This is a genomic window from Actinomycetes bacterium (genome assembly GCA_024222295.1).
Lineage (GTDB): Bacteria > Actinomycetota > Acidimicrobiia > Acidimicrobiales > Microtrichaceae > JAAEPF01.
This window is the reverse complement of record JAAEPF010000002.1, coordinates 129,147-153,048: the sequence shown is the minus strand read 5'-3', so window position 1 is coordinate 153,048 and position 23,902 is coordinate 129,147. Positions and strand designations below refer to the sequence as shown.

Annotated in this window: 26 protein-coding genes; 6 read left to right on the top strand and 20 right to left on the bottom strand. The window is 68.1% G+C overall.

Annotated elements, in window-relative coordinates:
• Positions 1–99: 99 nt before the first annotated feature.
• Positions 100–2,691 carry a glycosyltransferase family 1 protein gene (locus tag GY812_00745; protein ID MCP4434013.1) on the top strand — a complete coding sequence of 864 codons (2,592 nt, stop codon included), beginning with the start codon at positions 100–102 and terminating at the stop codon, positions 2,689–2,691.
• A gap of 33 nt (positions 2,692–2,724) precedes the next feature.
• Here GY812_00745 and GY812_00740 read toward each other — a convergent pair whose 3' ends face one another.
• The 5 genes from GY812_00740 to murA form a co-directional block, all read right to left on the bottom strand.
• Complete coding sequence (locus tag GY812_00740) at positions 2,725–3,513, bottom strand: enoyl-CoA hydratase/isomerase family protein (GenBank protein MCP4434012.1); 789 nt, start codon at positions 3,511–3,513, stop codon at positions 2,725–2,727.
• A 32-nt stretch (positions 3,514–3,545) separates the two neighbouring features.
• Positions 3,546–4,286 carry a protein kinase gene (locus GY812_00735; GenBank protein MCP4434011.1) on the bottom strand — a complete coding sequence of 247 codons (741 nt, stop codon included), beginning with the start codon at positions 4,284–4,286 and terminating at the stop codon, positions 3,546–3,548.
• 15 nt (positions 4,287–4,301) lie between these two features.
• Positions 4,302–5,270, bottom strand: a complete 969-nt coding sequence (meaB, locus tag GY812_00730) for a methylmalonyl Co-A mutase-associated GTPase MeaB (GenBank protein MCP4434010.1) — start codon at positions 5,268–5,270, stop codon at positions 4,302–4,304.
• Entirely contained in the window at positions 5,267–5,545 is a 279-nt protein-coding gene (locus GY812_00725) for a NifU family protein (protein MCP4434009.1), read from the bottom strand. The genes meaB and GY812_00725 overlap by 4 nt, the downstream gene beginning before the upstream one ends.
• Before the next feature lie 99 nt (positions 5,546–5,644).
• Positions 5,645–6,901 (bottom strand): UDP-N-acetylglucosamine 1-carboxyvinyltransferase, encoded by a 1,257-nt coding sequence (gene murA / locus GY812_00720; protein ID MCP4434008.1) that lies wholly within the window; start codon positions 6,899–6,901, stop codon positions 5,645–5,647.
• A gap of 55 nt (positions 6,902–6,956) precedes the next feature.
• Between murA and GY812_00715 the strand changes: the two genes are divergently transcribed.
• Positions 6,957–8,513: an MFS transporter gene (locus tag GY812_00715; GenBank protein MCP4434007.1), complete on the top strand. Its 1,557-nt coding sequence runs from the start codon at positions 6,957–6,959 to the stop codon at positions 8,511–8,513.
• On the opposite strand, the gene GY812_00710 is transcribed toward GY812_00715, so the two are convergent.
• Genes GY812_00710 through GY812_00700 form a run of 3 tightly spaced genes read right to left on the bottom strand, consistent with a single transcriptional unit; the run spans position 8,479 to position 10,714 of the window.
• Positions 8,479–9,084, bottom strand: coding sequence for a dienelactone hydrolase (locus GY812_00710; protein ID MCP4434006.1), 606 nt, complete (start codon positions 9,082–9,084; stop codon positions 8,479–8,481). The two genes, GY812_00715 and GY812_00710, sit on opposite strands and share 35 nt — an antisense overlap.
• A 5-nt stretch (positions 9,085–9,089) precedes the next feature.
• On the bottom strand, positions 9,090–9,800 hold the full coding sequence (locus GY812_00705) for a hypothetical protein (GenBank protein ID MCP4434005.1): 711 nt from the start codon (positions 9,798–9,800) through the stop codon (positions 9,090–9,092).
• 14 nt (positions 9,801–9,814) lie between these two features.
• The gene (locus GY812_00700) at positions 9,815–10,714 is read right to left on the bottom strand and encodes a hypothetical protein (GenBank protein MCP4434004.1); all 900 of its coding nucleotides are present in this window, start codon (positions 10,712–10,714) and stop codon (positions 9,815–9,817) included.
• 55 nt (positions 10,715–10,769) lie between these two features.
• Between GY812_00700 and glpX the strand changes: the two genes are divergently transcribed.
• The 4 genes from glpX to GY812_00680 all read left to right on the top strand — a co-directional run bounded on the left by glpX (position 10,770) and on the right by GY812_00680 (position 15,150).
• Positions 10,770–11,744, top strand: coding sequence for a class II fructose-bisphosphatase (gene glpX, locus GY812_00695; protein ID MCP4434003.1), 975 nt, complete (start codon positions 10,770–10,772; stop codon positions 11,742–11,744).
• Positions 11,745–11,909: 165 nt separating this feature from the next.
• Positions 11,910–12,989 (top strand): hypothetical protein, encoded by a 1,080-nt coding sequence (locus GY812_00690; GenBank protein MCP4434002.1) that lies wholly within the window; start codon positions 11,910–11,912, stop codon positions 12,987–12,989.
• The gene (locus GY812_00685) at positions 12,986–14,368 is read left to right on the top strand and encodes a sigma-70 family RNA polymerase sigma factor (GenBank protein MCP4434001.1); all 1,383 of its coding nucleotides are present in this window, start codon (positions 12,986–12,988) and stop codon (positions 14,366–14,368) included. Before GY812_00690 ends, GY812_00685 begins: the two co-directional genes overlap by 4 nt.
• Positions 14,369–14,466: 98 nt before the next feature.
• Positions 14,467–15,150 (top strand): fasciclin domain-containing protein, encoded by a 684-nt coding sequence (locus GY812_00680; GenBank protein MCP4434000.1) that lies wholly within the window; start codon positions 14,467–14,469, stop codon positions 15,148–15,150.
• Between the two features lie 73 nt (positions 15,151–15,223).
• Here GY812_00680 and atpC read toward each other — a convergent pair whose 3' ends face one another.
• From atpC to GY812_00620, 12 genes are all read right to left on the bottom strand, one after another.
• Complete coding sequence (gene atpC, locus GY812_00675; protein MCP4433999.1) at positions 15,224–15,634, bottom strand: ATP synthase F1 subunit epsilon; 411 nt, start codon at positions 15,632–15,634, stop codon at positions 15,224–15,226.
• Entirely contained in the window at positions 15,634–17,079 is a 1,446-nt protein-coding gene (gene atpD / locus GY812_00670; protein ID MCP4433998.1) for a F0F1 ATP synthase subunit beta, read from the bottom strand. The genes atpC and atpD overlap by 1 nt, the downstream gene beginning before the upstream one ends.
• 14 nt (positions 17,080–17,093) lie before the next feature.
• Positions 17,094–18,086: a F0F1 ATP synthase subunit gamma gene (locus tag GY812_00665; protein ID MCP4433997.1), complete on the bottom strand. Its 993-nt coding sequence runs from the start codon at positions 18,084–18,086 to the stop codon at positions 17,094–17,096.
• A gap of 3 nt (positions 18,087–18,089) precedes the next feature.
• Positions 18,090–19,730, bottom strand: a complete 1,641-nt coding sequence (locus tag GY812_00660) for a F0F1 ATP synthase subunit alpha (protein MCP4433996.1) — start codon at positions 19,728–19,730, stop codon at positions 18,090–18,092.
• Between the two features lie 8 nt (positions 19,731–19,738).
• Positions 19,739–20,266 (bottom strand): ATP synthase F1 subunit delta, encoded by a 528-nt coding sequence (gene atpH, locus GY812_00655; GenBank protein ID MCP4433995.1) that lies wholly within the window; start codon positions 20,264–20,266, stop codon positions 19,739–19,741.
• A gap of 8 nt (positions 20,267–20,274) precedes the next feature.
• Complete coding sequence (gene atpF / locus GY812_00650; GenBank protein MCP4433994.1) at positions 20,275–20,814, bottom strand: F0F1 ATP synthase subunit B; 540 nt, start codon at positions 20,812–20,814, stop codon at positions 20,275–20,277.
• Positions 20,811–21,347, bottom strand: a complete 537-nt coding sequence (gene atpF, locus GY812_00645; GenBank protein ID MCP4433993.1) for a F0F1 ATP synthase subunit B — start codon at positions 21,345–21,347, stop codon at positions 20,811–20,813. The genes atpF (GY812_00650) and atpF (GY812_00645) overlap by 4 nt, the downstream gene beginning before the upstream one ends.
• The gene (gene atpE / locus GY812_00640) at positions 21,347–21,640 is read right to left on the bottom strand and encodes an ATP synthase F0 subunit C (protein MCP4433992.1); all 294 of its coding nucleotides are present in this window, start codon (positions 21,638–21,640) and stop codon (positions 21,347–21,349) included. The genes atpF (GY812_00645) and atpE overlap by 1 nt, the downstream gene beginning before the upstream one ends.
• An 87-nt stretch (positions 21,641–21,727) precedes the next feature.
• The gene (gene atpB, locus GY812_00635) at positions 21,728–22,537 is read right to left on the bottom strand and encodes a F0F1 ATP synthase subunit A (protein ID MCP4433991.1); all 810 of its coding nucleotides are present in this window, start codon (positions 22,535–22,537) and stop codon (positions 21,728–21,730) included.
• Between the two features lie 11 nt (positions 22,538–22,548).
• Positions 22,549–22,995: an ATP synthase subunit I gene (locus GY812_00630; protein ID MCP4433990.1), complete on the bottom strand. Its 447-nt coding sequence runs from the start codon at positions 22,993–22,995 to the stop codon at positions 22,549–22,551.
• A gap of 17 nt (positions 22,996–23,012) precedes the next feature.
• On the bottom strand, positions 23,013–23,273 hold the full coding sequence (locus GY812_00625; GenBank protein MCP4433989.1) for an AtpZ/AtpI family protein: 261 nt from the start codon (positions 23,271–23,273) through the stop codon (positions 23,013–23,015).
• Between the two features lie 101 nt (positions 23,274–23,374).
• Entirely contained in the window at positions 23,375–23,899 is a 525-nt protein-coding gene (locus GY812_00620; GenBank protein ID MCP4433988.1) for a hypothetical protein, read from the bottom strand.
• Between the last annotated feature and the right edge of the window lie 3 nt (positions 23,900–23,902).

The window sequence follows — 23,902 nt, the reverse complement described above, 5'->3', positions numbered from 1 at the left end:
ACGCTGGGGCATCTACCCAGCCGGGGCACACGCGAACCGGTGTTGACAGACGCGCGGAAGACTCGGGGTCCGGCCTGCTCGCCGGTACCCTCGTGTTGCATGAAGGCCCAGCGCAGCTTCACGGTGCGACCCCGCCTGCCTGATGAACTGGCAGCGCTGGCACGCCTGGCCTCCAACCTGCGCTGGTCGTGGGACCTGCACACCCAGGAGCTGTTCGAGCAGATCGACCCCGCACTGTGGGCGGAGTCGCGGCACGACCCGCGCCGCCTGCTCGCTGCTGTGGCTCCGCAGCGACTCGCGGAACTCGCCGGGGACAGCTCCTTTCGCGAGCGGCTCGGTGGTGTGGATGCCGAACTGGACTCGTACCTGCAGCGACCCCGCTGGTTCCACCGCCAACTCGCCGACGACGGCGACCTTTCGGACAGCCCTGCAGGCACCTGGCCCGAAGACACCAAGGTCGCCTACTTCTCGCCGGAGTTCGGGATCTCCGAGGCGATCCCGCAGTACTCGGGCGGGCTCGGTGTCCTGGCCGGAGATCACGTCAAGGCTTCGAGCGACCTCGGAGTGCCTCTCGTGGCCGTCGGGCTGTTCTACCGCCATGGCTACTTCCGCCAGGAGCTGTCGGTGGACGGCTGGCAGCAGGAGCACTACGTAGACCTCGACCCCCATGCCCTCGCACTGGAGCCCTGTGTCGACGTCCGGGTGGAGGTCGAACTGGCGGGTCGCACCGCATCGCTGCAGGTGTGGAAGGCCACGATCGGCAGGGTTCCGCTGTACCTGCTCGACGCCGATGTGCCGGAGAACCCGCCTGAGCTACAACTGGTGACAGACCGCCTCTACGGCGGTGACGTGGAGCACCGGTTGCGCCAGGAGATCGTGCTCGGCATCGGCGGCGTGCGGGCGCTCGAGGCCCTCGGTGAACCCGCCAGCGTGTTCCACACCAACGAGGGCCACGCCGGGTTCCTCGGGCTCGAGCGGGTGCGTGCCCTGATGAGCGAGCAGGACCTGACCTTTGCCGAGGCATTCGAGGGTGTCCGCGCCGGGTCGGTGTTCACGACCCACACGCCTGTGCCCGCCGGAATCGACCGGTTCCCCCGCGAGCTGATCGAGAAGTATTTCTCGAGTTGGGCGCAGGAATGCGGCGTCACGATCGAGGACCTGATGCGTCTGGGCCGAAGGCCCGGCCCGGATGCCGAGGACCGGTTCAACATGGCGGTGATGGGAATGCGGCTGGCCCGCCACCGCAACGGGGTGTCCGAGCTCCACGGCTCGGTCAGCCGCACGATGTTCTCCGAACTCTGGCCGGGTGTTCCGCAACGAGAGGTGCCGGTGGGGCACATCACCAACGGCGTGCACGGCAACACCTGGGTCAGCCCCGAGTTCTCCCGCCTGTTCGAGTCGGCCATGGGGCGCCAGTGGCAGTGGGACCCCTACGCGTGGGACGGCGTCGACTCGATCCCGGACTCCGAGCTGGACCAGGCGCGCCGCAGCGGCCGTGAACGGCTCATTGCGACGGTGCGCGGGGCGATCCGTGAGACCGCGCTGGCCGCGGGCCGCTCTCCCTCCGACCTCGAATGGGTATCCAGCGCACTCGACCCCGACGTGCTCACGATCTGCTTCGCACGCCGCATGGCGACCCACAAGCGCGCTGCGTTGCTGCTCAGCCAGCCCGACCGCCTGAGGGCGTTGCTCAGCGACCCGGACCTGCCCGTGCAGTTCGTGTTCGCCGGCAAGGCACACCCCCAGGACGACCGCGGCAAGGAGATGATCCGGCAGTTGGTCGCCTTCTCCCACGAGCCCGGCCATCGCCATCGGTTCGTATTCGTCGAGGACTACGACATGGCGATCGCCCGGTCGATGGTGCAGGGCGCAGACGTGTGGCTCAATACGCCGCTGAGGCCCCTCGAGGCGTCGGGCACGAGCGGCATGAAGGCCGTGCTCAACGGCGCCCTGCACTGTTCGGTCCTCGACGGATGGTGGGCGGAGTGCTTCTCGCCGGGCTCCGACGACGGAGGGGGCCTGCCCAACGGCTGGGCGATCTCCTCGGCCCCGGAATCCGAGGACGAGGAGCGGCGATCGGAGCTCGAAGCCGACAGCCTCTTCGAATTGCTCGAGAACCAGGTCATCCCGATGTTCGCCCGGCGCGACCCGGCGGGCCTGCGCACCGACTGGCTGGCCCGGGTCCGGGAGTCACTGCGAACGCTGGGGCCACAGGTCGGAGCACACCGCATGGTGCGCGACTACGTGACCGACGAGTACCTGCCTGCCGCACACCGAAGCGCATCCGCGGGCGCCGACGACTGGAAGGCTGCCCGGGAGCTCGCCGCGTTCCGCGCCCGCGTGGCGCGGGCCTGGCCCGCCGTGCGCGTCGACGACGTGCGCACCGACGAGGGCGTAGCGGACCTAGGTGGCGCGAGGGCGGTGGAGGCGGTCGTCTCGCTCGGCGAGCTCACACCTCAGGAAGCCCAGGTGCAGCTGGTGACGGGCCACGTCGGCCCCACCGGCGAGCTGGAGCACCCGGTGATCGTGACCATGTCGTGCGCGGAACCACCTGTGGATGGGCTCTACCGCTATACCGGCGAAGCACCGCTCGAGGTGGCCGGACGGATGGGAGTCACCGTGCGGGTGGTGCCCGACCATCCTCTGCTCACGGACGCCGTCGAGTTCGGCCGGATCGCCTGGGCCGGTTGAGTCCGGCCGGCCAGCAGCCACGACACTCGAGCGTCAGTCGAAATCGGCCTTGCCGGGACCGGACTCGAGGAAGCTGGCCACGCCGACCTCTGCGTCGCGGGTGGCGAAGCTCGCCACGAACAGCCGCTGCTCGAGTTCCAGACCCTCCTTGAGTGAGCCCTCGAGGCCCTCGTCGATGGCCTGCTTGGCCAACGCCGTCGCCTCACGGGGCCCGGCTGCGTAGCGGCGGGCCATCTCCAACGCAGCCGCGGTGGCATCACCCTGCACCACAGAGTCCACGAGGCCGATCTCTATCGCTTCTGCTGCGGGCACCATCCGCCCGCTGAACACGATGTCCTTCGCCCGAGCGGGGCCGACGAGGCGCGCCAGACGCTGTGTGCCACCGCCACCGGGGATGATGCCCAGGAGGATCTCGGGCTGACCCAGGTTGGACCCCTCCGCTGCGATGCGGAAGTCGCACGCAAGCGCGAGCTCGCACCCACCGCCGACGGCGACTCCGTTGACGGCTGCGATGGTCGGACACGGGATGGCCGCGACAGCGTTGAGTGCCGCCAGGAATGTCCCGCCGATCCGGCCGACCACGTCGGGCCCGGATACGTGAAACGGCGCCTCACCACCGCGGTCGGCGAACTCGGTGATGTCGGCGCCGGCGGCGAACACCTTGGGCCCGCCGGTCACCACGACTGCCCGCGGCAGCTCCTGGGAGATGGCCACCGCCGCTGCAGCAAGCTCCTCGAGCAGCTCGGTGCAAAGCGCATTCACCTTCGGATTCGCGAGCGTCACCACGTGGATTCCGTCATCGGTCACGTCGGTCTGGATCATCGGATCTGCCACGCCCGGCACGTTAGTCCCGCTCAGGGTGCGAGCCCGCGGGCGAGATCGTGTGCCGTTGGCCGACGGGCAGGGTCACGCTGCACGCCCCGTGCCAACAGCCTCCGCACCCTTCGACGGACCCCTTCACCCGCGCCGGGCAGCACGTGCAGCAGCGTTGCGGACAGCCCATACACATCGGACTCCGGCGTGGCGGGTGCACCCCGGCGGCGGTCGGGGGCCGACCAAGCGGGTGTGTGCCCGCCCGGACGCGCATCAGGGACGTCGCGCTGCATGACTGCGGCGCCGAAGTCCGCCAGCCGGGCGTGGCCGGCCGGATCGATCAACACGTTGGTGGGAGTGATGTCGCCATGAACGATGCCTGCGGCGTGTACGTGTGCGAGCGCCTCGGCCGACTGGGCCCCCCATCGCAGCAACTGCGTCACGTCCTCGCCTGCGGCGAGCTCCGCGATCGATCCACGCATCTCGTCGGTCACGGTCCATGCGTGTCCGCCCGGGCCGGTTCCCACTGTTGCGACGGTGAGCACCCCGGGGTGGTCTCCGGCTCGAGCCATGGCACGCGCCTCGGCCTCCATGCTGCCGCGCCGCTCGGGAGCGACGGCTTTCACCACGACGTCTGCCCCACGCCTACGGTCACGGCCGCGCCACACGGCGCTGCTCGCGGTGACCCCGAGACGTTCGGTCACCACGACGTGCGCGGGGAGCTCGAGCAGCAACGACAACTCGGCCGGATCCGCGGCGAGCAGGTCCTCCCGGGCACTCATGGCAAGAGCCCAGGCTCAATCGGTCAGGGCGTCTCCGCCCCCGTCTATGAGTCGGCCGGCCGCCGTCCAGGGGTCCGCTCCACCGCTGGTCACCGCAGCGAGGGCTTCGTCCCACAGGGGCCCCGAGAGCAGCACCTCGGCGCGTCGTGCGACTTCGGCGCCGACCACCGCTGCGAGCTCCTCGGTCAACCGGCGCCGGCGGCGCTCCGCCCCTTCACCTGACTCCGCAAGCCACTCGCGGTGCTCGCCGATGGAATCCACCAGATCCTGTACGCCGGCGCCCTCTGTCGCGACCGTGTCAAGCACCGGCGGACGCCATCCCGATCTGGGAGCCAGTGCCAGGCTCGACTCGAGGTCACGCCTGGTCTCACCAGCACCTTCGCGATCGGCCTTGTTGATCACGAAGATGTCGGCGATCTCCATCAGTCCAGCCTTGGCGGCCTGCACGGCGTCGCCCCACCCGGGGTTGACCACCACCACCGTGGTGTCAGCGGCTGCGGCCACCTCCACTTCCACCTGTCCGACACCGACTGTCTCGATCACCACCGGGTCGAAGCCGACGGCGTCGAGCACTCGGGCGGCCGCCGGTGTTGCCACCGCCAGCCCGCCGAGGTGGCCCCTCGTTGCCATCGAGCGAATGAACACGTCCGGATCGAGGGCGTGGTCACCCATCCGCACCCGGTCGCCGAGGATCGCGCCGCCGCTGAAGGGAGAGCTCGGGTCGACCGCCAGCACGCCGACGCGGGTGCTGCGGCCACGGAACTCCCCACAGAGGGCATTCGTGAGCGTGGACTTGCCGGCGCCTGGCGAACCGGTGAGACCAACCACCTGCGCCGCGCCGGACTCGGGCCATGAGATGCGCGCGACCTCGGCCAGCGACCCACCACCCCGCTCGACCAATGTCAGCAACCTGGCGAGCGATCCGCGGTCGCCACCGCGGGCCTCCGCGAAGAGCTGCAGTGCATCCACGGCGCTGTCGCTCAGAGCGACACCGCCGTTCCGACCTCGAAATCCTCCTCGTCGGGCTGCACCACCGCGGTCACCCCGGGCACGCGGTCCTTCATGATCCGCTCGATGCCGGCCTTCATCGTGACGGTGGATGCCGGGCAGCTGACGCAGGCGCCCTGTAGCTCCACGGTCACGACACCGCTGTCGTCATCGACGCCGCGCAGCACGATGTCTCCACCGTCGGCCTGGATGGCCGGGCGGATTATCTCGATGACTTCCTCGACCTTGGACAACTCGACAGATTCAGACATTGGGATCTCCGCACACGAGGTTAGACAGCCGACAAGCCGCGCCGGTCATCGCCAACGCCGGACCCGGCCCGGGTGTTCCCCCAACTCCGATGGCATCGCTCACGCTTCGATGCGCTGCACGTCGGCGCCGATGCCCTGCAGCTTCTCGTCGAGCCTCTCGTAGCCGCGGTCGATGTGGTAGCCGTCCCGCACGGTTGTCTCTCCGTCGGCGCCCAGCGCAGCCACGATCATCGCCGCACCGGCTCGTATGTCGAGAGCCCGCACGGGGGCACCCGACAGCCGATCGACACCGTCGATCACCAGGTGGTGGTCCTCGACCTTGATGCGTCCACCCATGCGTGCCAGCTCGCCTACGTAGCCGAAGCGCCCGGAGAAGATGTTCTCGGTTGCATAGCTGGTGCCGCTCGCGTGGCACTGCACCGCTACGAGGAGCGGCAGGAAGTCGGTGGCCAGGCCCGGGTAGGGCAAGGTGGCGACATCGGCCGGCTTCGGACGCGACCGCGCCATCGCCCAGAGGTCGTTGCCGTCGGGCGATATGCGGATGCCCATCGCACCCATGCGGTCGATCAGCATCTCCATGTGGTCCACCCGGGTGTGGGTGAGTGTGAGCTCTCCGCCGGCCACACCGAGCGCAGCGAGAAACGTGGCGGCCTCGAGCCGGTCAGGTACCACCGAGTGGGTGACGGCGCGGAGCTCTTCCACGCCGTCGACGTCAATGCGCGGACTTCCCGCGCCCACCACCCGCGCGCCCATCCGGTTGAGGAACGCCGCGAGGTCTGCGATCTCGGGTTCGCGGGCCGCGTTGGTGATGACCGTGTGGCCCTCGGCCAGCACGGCTGCCATCAACAGGTTCTCGGTGGCTCCCACGCTCGGGTAGTCGAGCACGATCTCTGCGCCGCGCAGGCCGTCGGTTCGTGCCTTGATGTCGCCGTGCTCCAGCTCGAAGGTCGCACCCAGGGCCGCGAGGCCGGCGAGGTGCATGTCGATCGGCCGGGCACCGAAGTCGTCACCGCCGGGCATCGCAATTCGGGCCTCCCCCACGACCGCCAGCAGGGGGCCGAGCAGGGCGGTGGAGGCACGCATCTTCTCCACCAGCTCGTAGGGAGCCTCGGGCTGCAGGTCGGCGCGGCGGACCACCTCGAACTCGCCGTCAGGAAGGCGCCGCACCGACATTCCGATCGCCTCGAGGACACTCATCATCAGCGTCACATCAGCTATGTCGGGAACGTTGTGCAGCACGTGGGTGCCCTCGGCGAGCACGCAGGCGGCCATCAACTTGAGCGCGGAGTTCTTGGCCCCGCTGATCCGCACCTCGCCCTCGAGCGGACCGGACCCTCGCACCACGTAGCGGCTCACGCATCAAGTATGGCGCCGCAGTTGCCCGCTGCCCGACCCTCTAGGATCACCGGTCGTGCGCGGGGGCCAGGCTGCGAAGCTCGATGTGGAGATCGACGAGGCCGAACTGGCGCGGCGCCTCAGGCCCCGCGACGACATCCTGGTGGCTGAGAAACGGCTCGACGACCCGCCGACGGCCACATCGGGAGAGGCGCGCTTCGGCGTCGAGCACGGCCCCTTTCGCACCTACGAGCGCACGACAAGTTGGGAGCCGACGGTCCCCGGCAAGGTCCGGTTCCGCCAGCAGGTGCGCTTCTGGCCCGCGATCCCGTTCTTCGGCGGCATCTGGTACCTGTTCATGCGCAAGCCGCTGCGCGACGGCCTCGATCCCGGTGCAAGGCCGCTGTGGGCACTTCCCAATCGGCTTGATGCCCGGCAATCGACCGTGCTGGCGGTCATGGCGCTGTTCCATGCAGCCGGTGGCATGCTCTACGCGTTCCTCACCAACGTGCTCACCTTCGCGTCGGCCGACCTCGGCGACGGCAGCGCGGGGGAGCAATCGGTGATCCTCGCAGTGGTGCGGGTCGGCTCGGTGCTGACGATCGCCACGATGGCGTTCGCCGACAAGGCGGGGCGCCGGCGGGTCACTCTGTGGGCGGCGTCCGCGGCCGTTGCGTTCACCCTCGCCAGCGCTGCTGCGCCCAGCCTCATCGCTCTGGCCGCGCTGCAGACCGTGAGCCGCAACCTCGCCATCGCCGCAATGCTGGCTGCCGACACGCTCAGCGTCGAGGAACTCCCCGCAGGCAGCCGCGCGGCCGCCCAGGGACTCGGGGCACTTGCCTACGGATGGGGGGCCGGACTGGTGGTCATCTCGCTGCCGCTGGCGGACCTCGGCGACTCCGGATGGCGACTGGTGTTCCTGACCTCCGCCATCTGCATCCCGTTCGTGTGGATCGGAGCGCGACACCTGCCCGAGAGCCGTCGATTCCTCGAACGTGACCTGTCGGCGAAGGCGCGCAAGGTGAGCCCGCGGCGGTTCATCTTCGTCGGGGCACTGTTCTTCCTGCTCAACGCATTCGTGGCGCCGTCCTCGCAGCTCCAGAACGACTACCTCCGCGCGGACCAGGGCTTCGCTGGAAGCCGCATCACCCTGTTCATCGTGGTCACCGGCGTGCCCGGGCTGTTCGGCATCCTGGTGGGCGGCCGGTTGGCCGACCGCCGGAGCCGCCGGGTGGCAATCGTCCCGGGCCTCTTGTGCATGGCCGGGTTCGGTGCGCTGTTCTACAACCTCTCGGGCGCGCCGATGTGGGTCAGCGCCACCCTGGCGGCGGCCCTCGGCACCCTTGCGGTGCCCGCGCTCGGGGTGCTGGCGCCCGAGCTGTTCCCGACGGCCAGGCGTGGCACCGCCCGCGGTGGGCTCAGCAGCATCGCCACGGTCGGGTCCGCGACCGGCCTACTGCTGGCCGGTGCGCTCATCGACACCGTCGGCTACGGAAACGCCTTCATGTGGCTGGCGCTGGCACCGATGATCGCCGCAGCGCTGGCGATGGGTGTGCCCGAGACATCGGGACACGAACTCGAGGAACTCAACGAGGACATCAACGCAGGGAAGCCGCCGGAGGGCGGCGGCTAAGACCGAGCCAGTCTCGCAACTCGGCCAGGGTCTTCTCCCCCGCACCCTTGAGGTCGTGGCGGCCCTCGAGGGTCACCGAGGTCACAGGTCCGGCCACGGAGTCCAGTGCGTCTGCGAGCTCCGCAGGCGAACCGAACGGGTCGCGGTCACCGCACAGCCACAGGCTCGGCACCGCCAGGTTGCCGAAGTGGTCGGTGCGGAGCTTCTCGGGCTTGCCCGGTGGGTGAAGCGGGTAGGCGACCAGCACCACACCCGCGACGCGCAGCCCCTCAGCCGCGGCCATCGAGCACATGCGGCCACCCATCGAACGCCCACCTATCACGATCCGCGAGCTGTCTATACCCAGCTCGTCACCCGCTCGCTGCACCTCCGCGACGATCGAAGCCACCAGCTTCGGCGCCCGGTCCGGGGCCTTGCGACCCTCCCGGCGGTATGGGAAGTCGATTCGCCGCACCGGGAACTCGGGCAGCCCGGCCTCCAGATCGACCAGAGACTGATGGTCTGCACCCGTGCCGGCGCCCGGCCAGAGCAGCACGGCTGCGGGGTCCTTCGGTCTGCGTCTGGCGCCCATTCACCTCATCCCAGCAGGATGCGACGGGCCGTGTCGAGCTCCTCTATTCGCACCGCGGCACCATCGAGCGGTGCACCGTGGTCGGGGTGTACGTCGCGCAGTGCAGCCCTGAATGCCTTCTGGACCGTGGAACGCCCCGGCCGGTCGTCGACGGTCGCCAGCCCGAGCACCCGCATGGCCCACGAAACGGGGTCAGCTGATCCAACAGCTGCGCCCATCGCCGATGGCACCACGCCCGGCCTCAACATGCCGAGCAGTTCAGGACCGACCTCGCCGCGCCAGGCCAATCCGGCCCGCATCGCGGCGGCCGCACCGCGGCGTTCGTCGCGGTGGAGTCGCGAGGCCGCGTAGACCGCCGCCAGGGCGTGCTGGATCGAAGTGCCGTTGCTGCGGTCGATCAGCAGGTCGAAGTAGCCGTTGCTGTCCGCCACCAGTTTCGTGCTGGAGCGCTTCAGGCCCACTCGGTCGACCTGGAATCGATGCCGCAGGCGCGGCTGCGGGGTCCGCCGCCCGGCCTCCACGTCGCCAATGAGTCTCACCAGATCTGCGAGGTCGTCGTCGTCCAGCGGTCGACCGAACGTCGCCACGATGCCACCCAGCAACATGGCGGCAGCGTCGGGCGCCCCGCCGCCGGCCAGGCGCAGTTCTCCGACCGCTATGCGGCGGGTTGGCGCGACGGGGCGCGAGAAGAAGGCCTCGAGTTCGGCCACGACCATGGCCTCAAGGTACGTCAGACGAGGCGCCGGAGCATTTCGCGGAGCTCGTTGGCAAGACGTTCCACAGATGGTCGCTCGGTGACGGTCCTGTCGGCCCCGGAGTCGCTCGGGCCCTCGGTGCCGGCCGCATCCGATTCGCCGTTGTCTTCGCCATCGGCGTCCGGGTCGTGGCTCTCGGCCGGCGCGTCGTCGGGCTCCTCAGCCGCGGTGAACGACATCGCCCCGGGCACTCCACTGGCCACATCGTCGACCGTGTCGCGGAGGCGGCCCGCGACCTTGTGGATGTCGAGCCACAGCGCGGCGTCTACCCCGAAGGGAAGGCCGGCACTCTCGATGGCGCCGTAGGCCTGCTCGATGCCCCGTACGCCGGTCGAGTCCTGCGGGTCGTTGGCGAGCCTGTCGACGACCACGAACAACTTCCCGAGCCGATCGTGGAGTTCGAGGCCGTCGATCTCTTCGCTGCCGTCGGGGTCGCCCAGCTCATCGAGGATCTCCTCGACCGATTCCGCGTCCTCGGCATGCACCAACAGGTCACCTTCTGCGTCCCACTCGTGGGCAATGGTGGCTTCGACGAGCTTGTCGACCAACTTGTTCTGCGTGGCGGCCGACCAGAGCGACACGTCGTAGCCGACCTTCTCGCGTGCGCTGCCAAGGGCGGCACGGGCAGTGGACGCCACCTCGTCGACCATCTGGTCCATCGCTTCCTCGAATGCCTCGGGCACCACCACGACGGTGCCTTCCCAGGCATGGGGGATCTCCCGCTCGGCCAGCACCGTGCGCAGGATCCGTCGGGTCTCACCGGCCCATGGACTCACGTCATACTCCACGGCATTGCCGGCGCCTTCGCCGATGGCGCCTGCGTCTTCGCCGTCGACGCCGGCATCGCCCTCCAGGCCTTCAGGGTCGTTGCTCACGGCGACATGCTGGCACGTTTGGGCCGGGCCGCGGACCAACAGGTATGTTGCGCGAATGGCAGCCGTTCCCGACCGCAACCTGGCCCTCGAGATCGTCCGTACCACCGAAGCCGCAGCGCTTGCGGCTTCGCGGTGGGTGGGCCGTGGTGACAAGGAGGCTGCCGACGGCGCCGCCGTCGACGCCATGCGCCTCATCGCAGGCACCGTGTCCATGCAGGGCACCGTGATCATCGGTGAGGGCGAGAAGGACGAAGCGCCGATGCTCTACAACGGCGAGGTCGTGGGCGACGGCACCGGCCCCGAGGTGGACATCGCCGTCGACCCGATCGACGGAACCACGCTCACCTCCAAGGGGCGCGGCGGCGCCGTGGCCGTGATAGCCGTGTCCGAGAAGGGCTCCATGTTCGATCCCGGTCCATGCGTCTACATGGAGAAGATCGCAGTCGGGCCCGCGGCTGCCGGGCACATCAGCATGGATGCGACAGTGACCGAGAACATCCGGGCAGTGGCCAAGGCCAAGAAGATGGACGTAACCGAAGTGACCGCGACGGTTCTCGACCGGCCGCGCCACGAGGACATCATCAACGAGATCCGCGAGGCAGGCGCGCGCATCCGCTTGATCGGCGACGGCGACGTGGCCGGAGCCATCGCGACTGCCTGGTACGACTCAGGCGTCGACATCCTGTTCGGAATCGGCGGCACACCGGAGGGAGTCATATCGGCTGCGGCGCTCAAGGGGATGGGCGGCGAGCAGCTCGGTCGCCTCTGGCCCCGCGACGACGAGGAGCGCACCGCCGCGGAGGCCGCCGGCTATGACCTGTCGCGCGTGCTTCACACCGATGACATGGTCGACAGCGACAACTGCTTCTTCGCCGCCACCGGAATCACCGATGGCAACCTGTTGCAGGGCGTGCACTACGTGCGCGGGGGTGCGACCACGCAGTCGCTGGTGATGCGATCGAGCTCGCGTACGGTGCGCCTGATCGACGCACACCACCCTGGCGACAAGTTGCCCTGGAATCAGCCCTGACCCGGCTTCGCCGGTTCTGGATCGCGCCCGACGTGACCCAGAGACGACAAGGCAACCGATCCTGCTGATACTACACCCCATGTGACCTAAGTCACATGGGCGTTTCGGGGAGGTTTCCCGGTTCACTGGCTCTTGGTGTTGTCCACCACCAAGAGAGGCACACCGATGAATTCCACCCGAAAGCTCCTGATGACGATTCCGGCGCTGGCCCTGCTGGCCGGTGCCTGCTCGAGCTCCGACGACCTCGGGGACGCCACTGCGCTCACCTCCGCGGAGCGGCCCCCACTCGTGCTGGAGGCCGCCCTGTCACCCGGCGAGGATCCGTTCACCGATTCCGCATCGGCGGTCAGCGAGGCCGACGTCGACGCCGCGACCGACGTCGCCCACGACGAGGTCGAACTCCCGGAGGAGACCAGCGACGACGCGGTTGCATTACTGCCCGGGGACAGCCCCGGGCTCTACGGCGGCACCGGTGACGAAGCCACCTGCGACACCGCTGCGATCAGCCGGTACCTGGGTGCGGACCTCGCCAAGGCGGAGGCATGGGCTGATGCGCAGGGAATCGGCGTGCACGGCATCGATCCGTTCCTCGACACACTCACCCCGATGGTGCTCCTGCACGACACCCGGGTCACCAACCACGGCTACCGCGATGGAGTGGCAACACCGTTTCAGAGCGTGCTGCAGGCCGGCACTGCGGTTCTTGTCGACCCGTATGGCGTTCCGAGGGTCCGCTGCGCATGCGGCAACCCGCTCGACGCTCCCGACACGTCCGTGAGCCATGAGCCGGTCGGCACACCCTGGCCTGGCTACGGGAACACACCCGTCGTGATCGTCACCGAGCACCAGCCGGTCAACGTCTTCATCACGATCAACATCCACACCGGCGCCGAGCAAGCGGTGCCAGCCGGCAGCGACGCGACGAACGAACCGCCGGGCGACGAGGAAGGCCCGATCGCCGAACCGCCCCGCACAACCACAACGACGACCACGACCACCCCCGTGTTCGACGGTGGCGACGTGCATGACGTCGACCCGACCACCTGCCTTTCCCGCTATGCAGAGCTGGTGGTGCTCCTCACCCCGCTCGGACTCGATCCGCTGACCGCGGCTCAGTGGTCCGAACGCAACATGGAGGCCGTCAACTATCTCGAGGCGGGCATGTGGGCCGAGGGCACGGAACTGATCTGTGACCTGGTCCTCGAGATGGAGGCTGCGTACCTCGACCTCTCGGGTGGCGCATGAGGAGCGACGCAGACCTCGCGATGGCGGCCCGGTCAGGCGACCGGGCCGCTGTCGCGGAGATCTACGACCGCTATGCGACCCCGATGTTCGACATGTGTTCCCGAATCGGATCCCCGCACGAGGCCGCCGACGCCGTACACGACACCTACCTGACAGCCATGGAGTCGCTCGATCAGCTCCGAGACCCACGGAGTCTGAAGCCCTGGCTGTTCTCCATCGCACGCAACCGGGTGAGGCGCCGGGGTCGGCGCCGCGAGGTACCCACAGAGGAATTCGAAGCAAGCGCAGGCACGGGGCCAACGCCCGAGGACGAGGTGCTGCGGGCAGACCAGGGCGACGTGATCGACGCGGCCCTGGACGGTCTGGAGCCTGACGACCGGGAGTTGCTGCTCCTGCGTGACCGGGTCGGACTCGATGGCGCCGAGACCGCCGACGTGCTCGGGGTCGAACGCGCGACGGTGGACCGCCGACTGCACAGCGCCCGCCACCGGCTGCGCCAGTCCGTGGTGGCGTGCCAAGCGGCGCGCCACGGCAGCATCCACTGCGACGAGCTGCGACGCCTGCGCGGCGACGGCCCCTTCACCCCCACGGTGCGCAAGCGCGTCGCGCGTCACGTCGAATCGTGCAATGTGTGTGAGGAGACCGCGGAGCGCGCAGCGAGCCCGGCAGCCCTGTTCGGCTCCCTGCCGCTGCTGGCACCACCGGTGCTGCTTCGGGACCGGGTGCTCGCCACGCTGGGCGTGGCGGAGGTGTCACCACAGCCGGAGAACGTGGTGCAGGCAAACCTGGGCCCCGCCGAGCCGGACGCCGTCCCGGCCAACCCGACGAGCGGCATGGTTGCCGCCACAGCTGGATCCACGGGCCGGGTTGCGATGCTCGTGACAGGCACTGCTGCAGCGGGGGTCGTCGTTCTCGCCCTGGCGTGGTACGCGCTCGCAGACCGGGGCGGCGAAGAGGATGCCTCGGCCCCGAACGCCGTCGAGAACGTGGCCACCTCGACCAGCGATGCGGTCAGCTCCTCCACGGCCGCACCAACCAGTGCGGCACCGACGACCGATGTCGCGACCACCGCCGACCCGTTCGCAGCCTTCTGTGCGGCGTTGGCGGAGTCGCTTCCCTGGTGGCAGGCCAACCAGGGCCCGGCCTCCCCCGCCCCGGCCGATGTGGAGGCCTACTTCACCACGAGCCTCGCCCATCTGCAGGAACTCGATGCTCTTGCGCCGGAGGGCGTCACTGCGGCCCTGGAGCAGTACACCGGGCAAATGGCCGCACTCGTCGCATCACTGACCCCGCAGTGGAACCTGGCGGCCGCTTCCGGCGGCACCGACTTCTCCGGCCTGCGCGATCTGTTGGAGAACGAGCTGCCCGGCCACTGCTGAGCCGAGATTTGAGACGCCGGCGCGCATCCGCGTTTGGCGGCGAAGCCGAATCACCTGCGGACGGAGCACCGTGCGCCGTCGACCAAGGAGGTGACGCGATGCGTCTGACCATTCGCAGGAGGGTGGCCGCGGTTGTGGCGGCCACAGGTGTGTTCGCAGCAGGGGTGGTTGCTGCTCCCGCCGCGGGAGCACAGGAGCCACCACCACCACCGTCGTTGGCCGACGTGTTGCTGTCCGACGGCAACGACTTCGACCGCAACGCCTATGACTTCGACATCCTCACCCAGGCCGTCCTGGCCGTGCTGGAAGCGAAGCCTGATTCGCCTGTCGCCGCTCTCACCGACGGCACCGTGCCGCTGACCGCGTTCATCCCCAACGACCGGGCCTTCTGGGCTCTCGTGGGTGACCTGACCGGCCAGTACTACGGGTTCTTCCGGGTCAAGGAGCAGCAGGTCTTCGACGCAGTCGCATCGCTGGGCATCGACACCGTCGAGACGGTCTTGCTGTACCACGTGGTGGCGGGCTCCACGATCGACTCCGACACGGCGGCCAACGTGCCCTTCAACACCCCGCTCACCACGGTGCAGGGTGGCGATATCCGGGTCCGTCCGATAGTGCCCGCGTTCAAGTGGATCGCCCTGGCGGACAATGACTGGGACGACTTCGACCCATTCGTGATCCCGAGCAAGTTCGACATCAACGCCGGCAACCCGCAGATCGCACACGGCATCGCCTTCGTGCTGCGCCCGGCCAACCTCGAACCACTCCTCGCAGGGGTCTGAGCCCCCCGGTAGTGCAGTGCTTTGTTGGTGCTGGATCACGCCCTGCGTGATCCAGCACCAACGAAACGCGTAATCAGGCGGCTTCGACGACGCCGAGCCGGACCTCGGCCCGCTCGAGCGCTGATGCTGCCTCGGGGTCGTCGGGGTCGGCCTGCAGAGCCTCCTCCGCACGCTCCTTGGCGGTCCGGGCACGATCGGCGTCGATCGTCTCGGCCAGCTCGGCCACGTCGGAAAGGATGGTTATCCGGGTGTTGCCATCCGCATCGGGAGGCGACACCTCCACGAAACCCTGGTGAACGGCGATGACCGTGTCGGATCCGTCGTCGGAGATGACCTTGACCGGGTGGGTCTGGAGCACCCCGATGAAGGGGACGTGACCAGGCTGGAATGCGATGTCGCCCGCAGTGGTGCGGCACACCACCATGTCCGCCTCGCCGGAGAAGGCGACGCGTTCGGGGGAAACCAGCTCGACGGTCAGGGGCATCAGGCTTCCTTTTCGAGTTCCGCTGCCCGGCGCATGACGTCGTCCGCGCCACCGACGTTGAGGAACGCCTGCTCGGGCAGGTGGTCCAGATCGCCGTTGACCAGCATCTCGAAGGACTCCACGGTCTCCTCGACAGGGGTGAAGATGCCGGGCAGGCCGGTGAAGACCTCGGCCACGAACATGGGCTGGGCGAGGAACTTCTGGATGCGGCGGGCGCGGTTCACGGCGATGCGGTCCTCTTCGGACAGCTCGTCGATGCCGAGAATGGCGATGATGTCCTGCAGCTCCTTGTAGCGCTGGAGCATCTCCTGCACCTGACGGGCCACGTTGTAGTGGCGGTCACCGACGACCTCGGGAGTGAGGATCGATGATGACGACGCCAGCGGGTCCACCGCCGGGTAGATGCCGAGCGAGGCGATGTCACGGCTGAGCTCGGTGGTGCCGTCGAAGTGCGTGAACGCTGTGAACGGGGCCGGGTCGGTGTAGTCGTCCGCAGGCACGTACACGGCCTGCAGCGAGGTGATCGAACGGCCGCCGGTGGAGGTGATGCGCTCCTGGAGCTCACCCATCTCGTCTGCGAGGGTCGGCTGGTAGCCCACAGCCGCGGGCATGCGGCCGAGGAGGGTGGAGACCTCCGACCCGGCCTGGGTGAAGCGGAAGATGTTGTCGATGAACAGCAGCACGTCCTGGCCCTGCACATCGCGGAAGTACTCGGCCATCGTGAGCGCCGAAAGGGCAACGCGGAGGCGCACGCCGGGCGGCTCGTCCATCTGGCCGAACACGAGGGCTGCCTTGTCGAGCACCGAGCCGGACTCGCCCATGGCGGTCTCGCCCATCTCGATGAACAGGTCGGTGCCCTCACGGGTGCGCTCGCCGACACCGGCGAACACCGACACACCACCGAACTGGGTGGCCACACGGTTGATCATCTCGGTGATCAGAACGGTCTTGCCGACGCCGGCACCGCCGAACAGGCCGATCTTGCCGCCCTGGAGGTACGGAGTGAGGAGGTCGATCACCTTGATGCCCGTGGCGAACATCTGGGCCTTGGGCTCGAGCGTGTCGAACGCCGGGGCCTCGCGGTGGATCGCCCAGCGCTCGTCGACCTCGACGCTGTCGACATCGAGGGGCTCACCGAGCACGTTGAACACGTGGCCCAGGGTCACGTCGCCGACAGGCACGGTGATGCCGGTGCCGAGGTTTCGCACGGCGGCACCGCGCACTAGGCCGTCGGTCGGCTTCATGGCGATCGCACGCACACGGTTGTCGCCGATCTGCTGGGCGACCTCGGCGACCACCGCTGTCTCGTTGCCGTCCACCTCGATGGTGAACTCGAGAGCCGCGTTGATCGCCGGCAGTGCGGAGGGTGGGAACTCGACGTCGACCACGGGGCCGGCGATGGCGACGATGCGCCCATCGGTGAGTTCGGGTTCGGTGACAGTCATTCTTCTTGTCTCCTTCAGAACGAATCGTGCCCGATCACGTGACGTACGTGATCCCCGATGTGCTTCGGGAACGGGTCTGAGAACATGTGGTCGAGAATCAGGTCTTCGGGGTCGCCGCGGTCCTCCGAGAGCGCCTCGGCACCGCCGATGATCTCCATGATCTCGGTGGTGATGGCGTCCTGGCGGACCTGGTTGATCTTGCGGGTGAGCTTCACGATGAGCTCCTCCGCGTTGTCGGTGGCGGCCTTCATCGCCCGCTGGCGCGAGGCGTGCTCGGAAGCCGCGGAGTCGAGCAAGGCGGCGAAGAGACGGGCCTCCACGTAACGGGGAAGCAGTGACTCGAGCACCTGTGCGGGCGAGGGCTCGAACTCGAAGCCGGCGGTCGCACCGGCGTCGCCACCCTCGGCCATCCTCTCCTCGCGCTCGAGGGGCAGGAAGCGGCGCACCACGGGCTCCTGGGAGCCGAGCGAGATGAAGCGCGTGTACGCGAGCAGGATCTGATCGCAACCGCCGTTGATGAACAGGTCGCTGACCCGGGCCGCAACGGCTGCGGCGTCCTCGAAGGTCGGCTTGTCGGAGATACCTTCGAACTGGGCGTCGATCCGGTAGTTGCGGAAGCTGAAGTAGGCCTCGGCCTTGCGCCCGACGGTGACCAGTGCGTAGTCACGGCCCTCGGAGCGGGCTGCCTGCACCTCGCGCTCAGCGGTGCGGATCACCGATGAGTTGAACGCACCTGCCAGGCCGCGGTCGGCCGCCATGCAGACGACGCCGATCTTCTTGGGGTCCTCGACTGGCCGCAGAAGCGGATGGTCGACCTCTGCGCCGCCGGCGGCGAGGTCCTGGATGACGGTGGTGATGTGCTCTGCGTAGGGACGGGCCTCATTGGCGCGCTGCTGGGCCTTCGCGACGCGGGTGGCCGCGATCAGCTCCATTGCGCGCGTGATCTTCTTGGTGTTCTGGACGCTGCCGATGCGGCGTCGCAGTACCCGTTCCTGTGCGCCTGCCATCGATCAGGCCCCAGCCTCGTCGGAGTCACCGTCGCGCTCGATCTCTTCCTCGGGAAGGTGACGGGTGCCGCGCTTCACCGTCGCCTCGGCGTCGCCCTGGTCCTCGGCGTCGGGCGCGGCGCCCTCCACCGTCGAAGCGACGAACTGCTCGGCGTAGGCCTTGATGATCTCCTCGAAGGCATCCTCGTCCTCGAGCTTGCCGCTCTCGCGGATCCCGTCGAGGACGTTGCCGTGGCGGGTCGAGAACCACTCGAGCAGGCCGTCGGCGAACCGGGACACGTCTTCGGTCTCGATGTCATCGAGGTAGCCGCGGGTGCCTGCGAAGATCACCACGCACTGGTCCTCGACCGGCATGGGGGAGTTGATGCCCTGCTTGAGAAGCTCGGTGAGGCGGTAGCCACGCTCGAGCTGGGCCTTCGACACTGCGTCGAGGTCGGAACCGAAGGCTGCGAACGCCTCCAGCTCACGGAACTGCTGCAGATCTGACTTGAGCGTGCCGACAGCGGTCTTCATCGCCTTGATCTGCGCGGCCGAGCCGACTCGGGACACCGAGATACCAACGTCGACAGCAGGTCTCACACCCGACTTGAAAAGGTCGTCCTGCAGGAAGATCTGGCCGTCGGTGATCGAGATCACGTTGGTCGGGATGAACGCCGAGACGTCACCGGCCTTGGTCTCGATGACCGGCAGCGCGGTGAGCGAGCCTGCGCCGTTCTCGTCGGAGAGCTTTGCGGCACGCTCGAGCAGGCGGCTGTGCAGGTAGAAGACGTCGCCGGGGTATGCCTCGCGGCCCGGCGGGCGGCGCAGCAGCAGCGACACCTGGCGGTACGCCTCGGCCTGCTTGGAGAGGTCGTCATAGACGATGAGACCGTGCTCGCCGTTCTCCATCCAGTGCTGGCCCATGGCGCAGCCGGCGTAGGGGGCGAGGTACTTGAACGGCGCCGGGTCCGAAGCGGGGGCCACCACGACCACCGTGTACTCCATGGCACCGGCCTCTTCGAGGGTCGCCACGGTCTGGGCGACGGTGGAGGCCTTCTGGCCGATGGCGACGTAGATGCACTTCACGCCGAGGCCACGCTGGTTGAGGATCGTGTCGATGGCGACCGTGGTCTTGCCGGTCTTGCGGTCGCCGATGATCAGCTCGCGCTGGCCACGGCCAACCGGGATCAGGGAGTCGATCGCCTTGATGCCGGTCTGCATCGGCTCGTGCACGGGCTTGCGACCCATGATGCCGGGAGCCTGGATCTCCATGCGGCGGGGCTCGGTGTTGGTGAGCGCTCCCTTGCCGTCCACGGGCTGGCCGAGCGTGTTGACCACGCGGCCGAGGACGCCGTCACCGACGGGCACCGACAGGATGTCGCCGGTGGCCTTGACGGTCTGGCCCTCTTCGATGGACTCGACCTCGCCGAGCACAACGGCACCGATCGACTCCTCGTCGAGGTTGAGTGCGAGGCCGACAACGCCTGACTCGAACTCGAGCAGCTCGTTCACTGCTGCGTCGGGAAGGCCCGACACTCGGGCAATTCCGTCGCCGACCTCGACGACATGGCCGACCTGGGTCAGGCTCGTGTCGGCGGTGAAGCCGTCGAGGTTCTTGCGGATTGCGGCGGTGATATCGCCGGTGTTGATGGTCAGTTCAGCCACAGCTGCTCCTAGAAGGCTTCACGAAGCTGGTTGAGGCGGGCGCGGACCGAACCATCGATGACTTCGTCACCGATCTGGGTCACGACCCCGCCCATTACGGTCGGGTCGACAATGTTGCGGACGCTCACCTGGCGGCCGAGCTTGGCCGTGAGCGCCTCTTCGAGGCGTGCGATCTGCTCGTCGGTGAGCGGGACCGCGGAACGGGCCTCAGCGACTACTGCGCCGGTGCCCTCGGCCGCGATGCGGCTCATCTCGCGGGCGATGGCCGGCAGCTCCGAACCGCGGCCGACCGCCACGACCATCGACGCGAGCGCCGTGGTGAGGGCAGAGGCCTTGCCGTCGAGCAGGTCCTCGATGACCTGCGCCCGCCGCTCCGCCGGAAGGCGGGAGTCGGTGACGGTCGAGCGGAGCTGTTCGTCGGATTCGACGGCCTGGCCGACGGAGAACATCTGGTCGGCCACCGTGTCGAGGTCGCCCTCGGCGCGTGCGATGGCGAGCAGGGCCTCGGCATAGGCGGTGGTTCGGGTGTCGGTCATCTCTCGTCTCAGTTCTGGGAGCCGATGTCGTTGATGTAGGAGTCGATCAGACGCTGCTGACTCGCAGTGTCCAGCTCGTCCTCGACGACCTTCTCGGCGGCGCCGAGTGCCAGGCGGGAGAGCTCCCCTGCCAGGTCGGCCTCCATCTGGTTTCGGGTGGCTGTGAGGTCCACTTCGGCGCGCTCGTTGACCGAGACCACATCACGTTCGGCTCGGGCGGCGATGTCAGCGGTGAGCGCATCTGCTGACTGTCGGCCCTCCTCGATGATCCGTGTGGCCTCGGCGTCGGAGTCGGCGAGTGCGGCCTTGATGCGGTCGCGCTCGGCCTCGGCGTCGCTGCGTGCTTTGGCTGCGGCGTCCAGGCTGTCGGCGATCTTTGCGGTGCGGTTCGAAAAGAAGTCACTGCCTGGCTTCTTGGCGAACTTCCACAGCAGGGCCATGACGATGAGGAACGCCAGGGAGCCCCAGAACACCTCACGCATGTCGTGTGGGAACCAGGCGCCGTTCTCGGCACCCTCCTCGATGGCGAAGAGGAAGAAGCTGTTCATCGGGACTCCTCCACGAACGAGTCGATGGCGGCGCGGTGCGAACCGGCCTCCACGGGTGCGTCGACGACCTTCGAGGCAGCGGTCACGGCCAGGTCGGCGACGTCGCCGCCCATGGCACCGATGGCCGCTGCGCGGGCAGCCTCGAGTTCGGCCATCGCAGCCTGACGCTGCTCGGCCACCTCGGACTCAGCCGCCGCCACCTTCTGGCCACGCTCGTGCTCTGCGGCCGCACGGGCCTCCTCCAGCACGGTCGCTGCCGCGGCGCGGGCCTCGGCGATGGTGGCGTCGTAGTCACGGCGCACCTGCTCGGCTGCGACCTTGGCTTCCTCGGCCGCCTCGAGATCTGCGATCTCCTTGGCGCGTCGCTCCTCGCGGACCTTCAGCAGCGGTGGCAGCAGCCAGTACCGCATCAGGATCCACAGCGAGAAGAACGCCACCGCACCCCAGAAGATCTCCCCGATGGTGTCGGGGATGACGGGGTTGATGTCGGTGGGATCCCCCTCGGCCGCGAGGGCGAGAAGTGAGGCCAACATCAGACGAACTTGAGGAGGATGAAGACCACGAAGCCGATGAGGGCGAGTGCCTCGGTGAAGGCGATGCCCAGGAACATGGTGGTCTGGACCTGACCGGCCGACTCGGGCTGGCGGGCCATGGCCTGCACGGCCTGGCCAACGAGGTAACCGATGCCGATGCCGGGCCCGATGGCGGCGAGGCCGTAGGCCATGCCGGCACCGGAAGCGGCGGAAATCGACTTGGCTTCGTCACCGTCGATGCCCTCGGGGAACTGCTGCAGAACCTCGACTGCTGCGTTGGTAAGTGCGCTCATTGTTGTTTCTTTCTCCTGTTCGGTGACCGGCTGGGCCGGCCTCGTGATCAGATCTGTTGGTGGTTGCGGACGGTTGGTGGGCCCGGCTCAGTGCGCCGGGTGCAGTGCGCCGCCTATGTACACAGCGGTGAGCAGGCTGAAGATGAAGGCCTGCAGGAAGGCCACCATGAACTCGAATGCGGTGAAGGCGACGAGCATGGCGAAGCTCAGCGTTCCCACGACGAGCATGATGCTGCCCACCATCAGCGTGATGGTGAGCACCGAGAAGGTGACCAGCAGGATGTGACCCGCCAGCATGTTCGCGAAGAGTCGGACTGCCAGCGAGAAGGGCCGGATGATGAAGGTCGAAAGGAACTCGATCGGCGTCACCAGCAGGTACAGGGCCTTCGGCACTCCCGGCGGGAACAGCGCTTCCTTGAGGTACCCGAGGCCGTGGTGCTTCAGACCCACCCCGATGAACATGACCCAGGCGACGAGCGCCAGCATCAACGGATTGGCCATGCGGGCATTTGCCGGCATGTGCGCGGTGGGGATCACCTCGAAGAGGTTGCCGATCCAGATGAAGAAGAACATCGAGATCAGCATCGGCAGGTAGCGCATGCCATCGGGCCCGATCGCCGGGAGCACGACCTGCTCCTCGACGAAGTCGATCGAGGTCTCTGCCACGTTCTGCACGCCCTTGGGCACCAGCTGGGCCTTGCGCTTCGCGAACCAGAACAGGATCACGGGGGCGATCATGCCGATCATGGAGATCAGGGCGATCTTGTTGAACGCCCACCAGTTGTCACCACCGAAGTACGAGGGCCAGATCACGATCAGGTTGATCGGCGGGAACTCCACGCCCCCGCCGCCACCTTCGGCAGCGAGCAGGACTGGGTTGGCGAGCGCAGCGAGCATCGAGCGGGCTCCTATTTCTGAGGCAGGTAGGGATTGGGCTCGTCACCGGGCTTGAGGCCCGGGAAGGCGAGCGACGACGAGATGTGGCGCATCTCCCAGAAGAGCAGCACCAGGTGGGTGGCTACCAGAGTGATGCCGAATGGCACCAACTCGAGCCAGGCGGCGTCCTTCACGAGAAGCACGGCAATGAAGATGAGGCCAAGCCTCAGCAAGAAGCCGAACAGGGCAGCTGCGCCCATGACGGCTGCCGAGATGCGGCCCGTCACGGCAAGCATCCAGCCGGCGAGCAGGAAGTTCACGACCACGATCGCGAGTGCGTACAGGGTGGAGGCCACCCCATCGATGCCCCAGATCGCGGCGCTCACGAAGATGACCACCGGAAGGAGCCACACGCTCCGCTTCGCCAGATCGACTGCTACCGCCATCGCGGGCGACGGGCCCTCGACGCGCACCACCATGGGGTCATTGGCCGTGGTCACGACTCACCGCCAGCGTCGTCCCGGGCCACCTGCACCGAGGCCACCTGGGTGCGGTAGCGGTAGAAGAGCGAAACCCCTGCGCCTATCACTCCCCAGAGCGTGAACAGCAGGATGAACAGCGGCGCAGTACCGAGCCAGCGGTCGACCACGAGGCCGAGCAGTGCCATGAGCACCGGGCCGAGCACGAGTTCGAAGGAGCCAGTGCTCCTTCGGGCTGCGTCGGTGAAGGTTCGGGTGGAGGGGTTTTCCGAGGTCATCTGCCGCTTGGCTGGTGGGAGGGCACCACATGGGAGAGAGGCGCTTGTGAAACCTTTCCCAATCTATTGGTGGTCCCGTTACCGGGCAAATCCGTCACGCATCAACCCTGGGCCGGCGGATTCCACTGCTGCTGGGCGGGAGGAGCAACCTGAGCGGGCGCCGGCTGTGCTGGTTGTGCCGGTGGTGCTGGTTGCGTCCCGTGATTCGCTGCCGGAGCAGTGGGTGCCTGGGGAATGGTCGACTCGAGCCCCGACGCGCGCTCGATCGCATCGACCACGCGATCGGTGTCAGAGCGTGCCTCGTAGACGAGACGGATCAGCCAGAAACGCAGGAAACGACCGAGTGAGAAGCGCACGAACAATGCGGCGCCCGCTATCACCAGCACGATTCCGAGCAACGACCCCGACGCGATGAAGGCGCGCTGGTCGGTGGGCGAGTCACCGGCGTTGATCGTGTTGACCGCACCCAGGATCCCGAGCAGTACGCCCGCGATCGCGAGCAGGGTTCCGACCACGAGCATCCAACGCTCCGAGCCGGCTCCTGCGCCCTTCAGGTTCATGCGGTCCATGTCGTCACGGAATTGCTGGATCCGCACGGGGTTGTCGGACGTCGGGTTGTCACTCACGGT

What these genes read in the sequence shown, in the direction of transcription:
- GY812_00745 (MCP4434013.1), top strand. Translation starts at nt 100, where the DNA reads ATGAAGGCCCAGCGCAGCTTCACGGTGCGACCCCGCCTGCCTGATGAA.
- GY812_00740 (MCP4434012.1), bottom strand. Translation starts at nt 3,513, where the DNA reads ATGATCCAGACCGACGTGACCGATGACGGAATCCACGTGGTGACGCTC.
- GY812_00735 (MCP4434011.1), bottom strand. Translation starts at nt 4,286, where the DNA reads ATGAGTGCCCGGGAGGACCTGCTCGCCGCGGATCCGGCCGAGTTGTCG.
- GY812_00725 (MCP4434009.1), bottom strand. Translation starts at nt 5,545, where the DNA reads ATGTCTGAATCTGTCGAGTTGTCCAAGGTCGAGGAAGTCATCGAGATA.
- GY812_00710 (MCP4434006.1), bottom strand. Translation starts at nt 9,084, where the DNA reads ATGGGCGCCAGACGCAGACCGAAGGACCCCGCAGCCGTGCTGCTCTGG.
- GY812_00705 (MCP4434005.1), bottom strand. Translation starts at nt 9,800, where the DNA reads ATGGTCGTGGCCGAACTCGAGGCCTTCTTCTCGCGCCCCGTCGCGCCA.
- glpX (MCP4434003.1), top strand. Translation starts at nt 10,770, where the DNA reads ATGGCAGCCGTTCCCGACCGCAACCTGGCCCTCGAGATCGTCCGTACC.
- GY812_00690 (MCP4434002.1), top strand. Translation starts at nt 11,910, where the DNA reads ATGAATTCCACCCGAAAGCTCCTGATGACGATTCCGGCGCTGGCCCTG.
- GY812_00685 (MCP4434001.1), top strand. Translation starts at nt 12,986, where the DNA reads ATGAGGAGCGACGCAGACCTCGCGATGGCGGCCCGGTCAGGCGACCGG.
- GY812_00680 (MCP4434000.1), top strand. Translation starts at nt 14,467, where the DNA reads ATGCGTCTGACCATTCGCAGGAGGGTGGCCGCGGTTGTGGCGGCCACA.
- atpC (MCP4433999.1), bottom strand. Translation starts at nt 15,634, where the DNA reads ATGCCCCTGACCGTCGAGCTGGTTTCCCCCGAACGCGTCGCCTTCTCC.
- atpD (MCP4433998.1), bottom strand. Translation starts at nt 17,079, where the DNA reads ATGACTGTCACCGAACCCGAACTCACCGATGGGCGCATCGTCGCCATC.
- GY812_00665 (MCP4433997.1), bottom strand. Translation starts at nt 18,086, where the DNA reads ATGGCAGGCGCACAGGAACGGGTACTGCGACGCCGCATCGGCAGCGTC.
- atpH (MCP4433995.1), bottom strand. Translation starts at nt 20,266, where the DNA reads ATGACCGACACCCGAACCACCGCCTATGCCGAGGCCCTGCTCGCCATC.
- atpF (MCP4433994.1), bottom strand. Translation starts at nt 20,814, where the DNA reads ATGAACAGCTTCTTCCTCTTCGCCATCGAGGAGGGTGCCGAGAACGGC.
- atpF (MCP4433993.1), bottom strand. Translation starts at nt 21,347, where the DNA reads ATGTTGGCCTCACTTCTCGCCCTCGCGGCCGAGGGGGATCCCACCGAC.
- atpE (MCP4433992.1), bottom strand. Translation starts at nt 21,640, where the DNA reads ATGAGCGCACTTACCAACGCAGCAGTCGAGGTTCTGCAGCAGTTCCCC.
- atpB (MCP4433991.1), bottom strand. Translation starts at nt 22,537, where the DNA reads ATGCTCGCTGCGCTCGCCAACCCAGTCCTGCTCGCTGCCGAAGGTGGC.
- GY812_00630 (MCP4433990.1), bottom strand. Translation starts at nt 22,995, where the DNA reads ATGGTGGTGCGCGTCGAGGGCCCGTCGCCCGCGATGGCGGTAGCAGTC.
- GY812_00625 (MCP4433989.1), bottom strand. Translation starts at nt 23,273, where the DNA reads ATGACCTCGGAAAACCCCTCCACCCGAACCTTCACCGACGCAGCCCGA.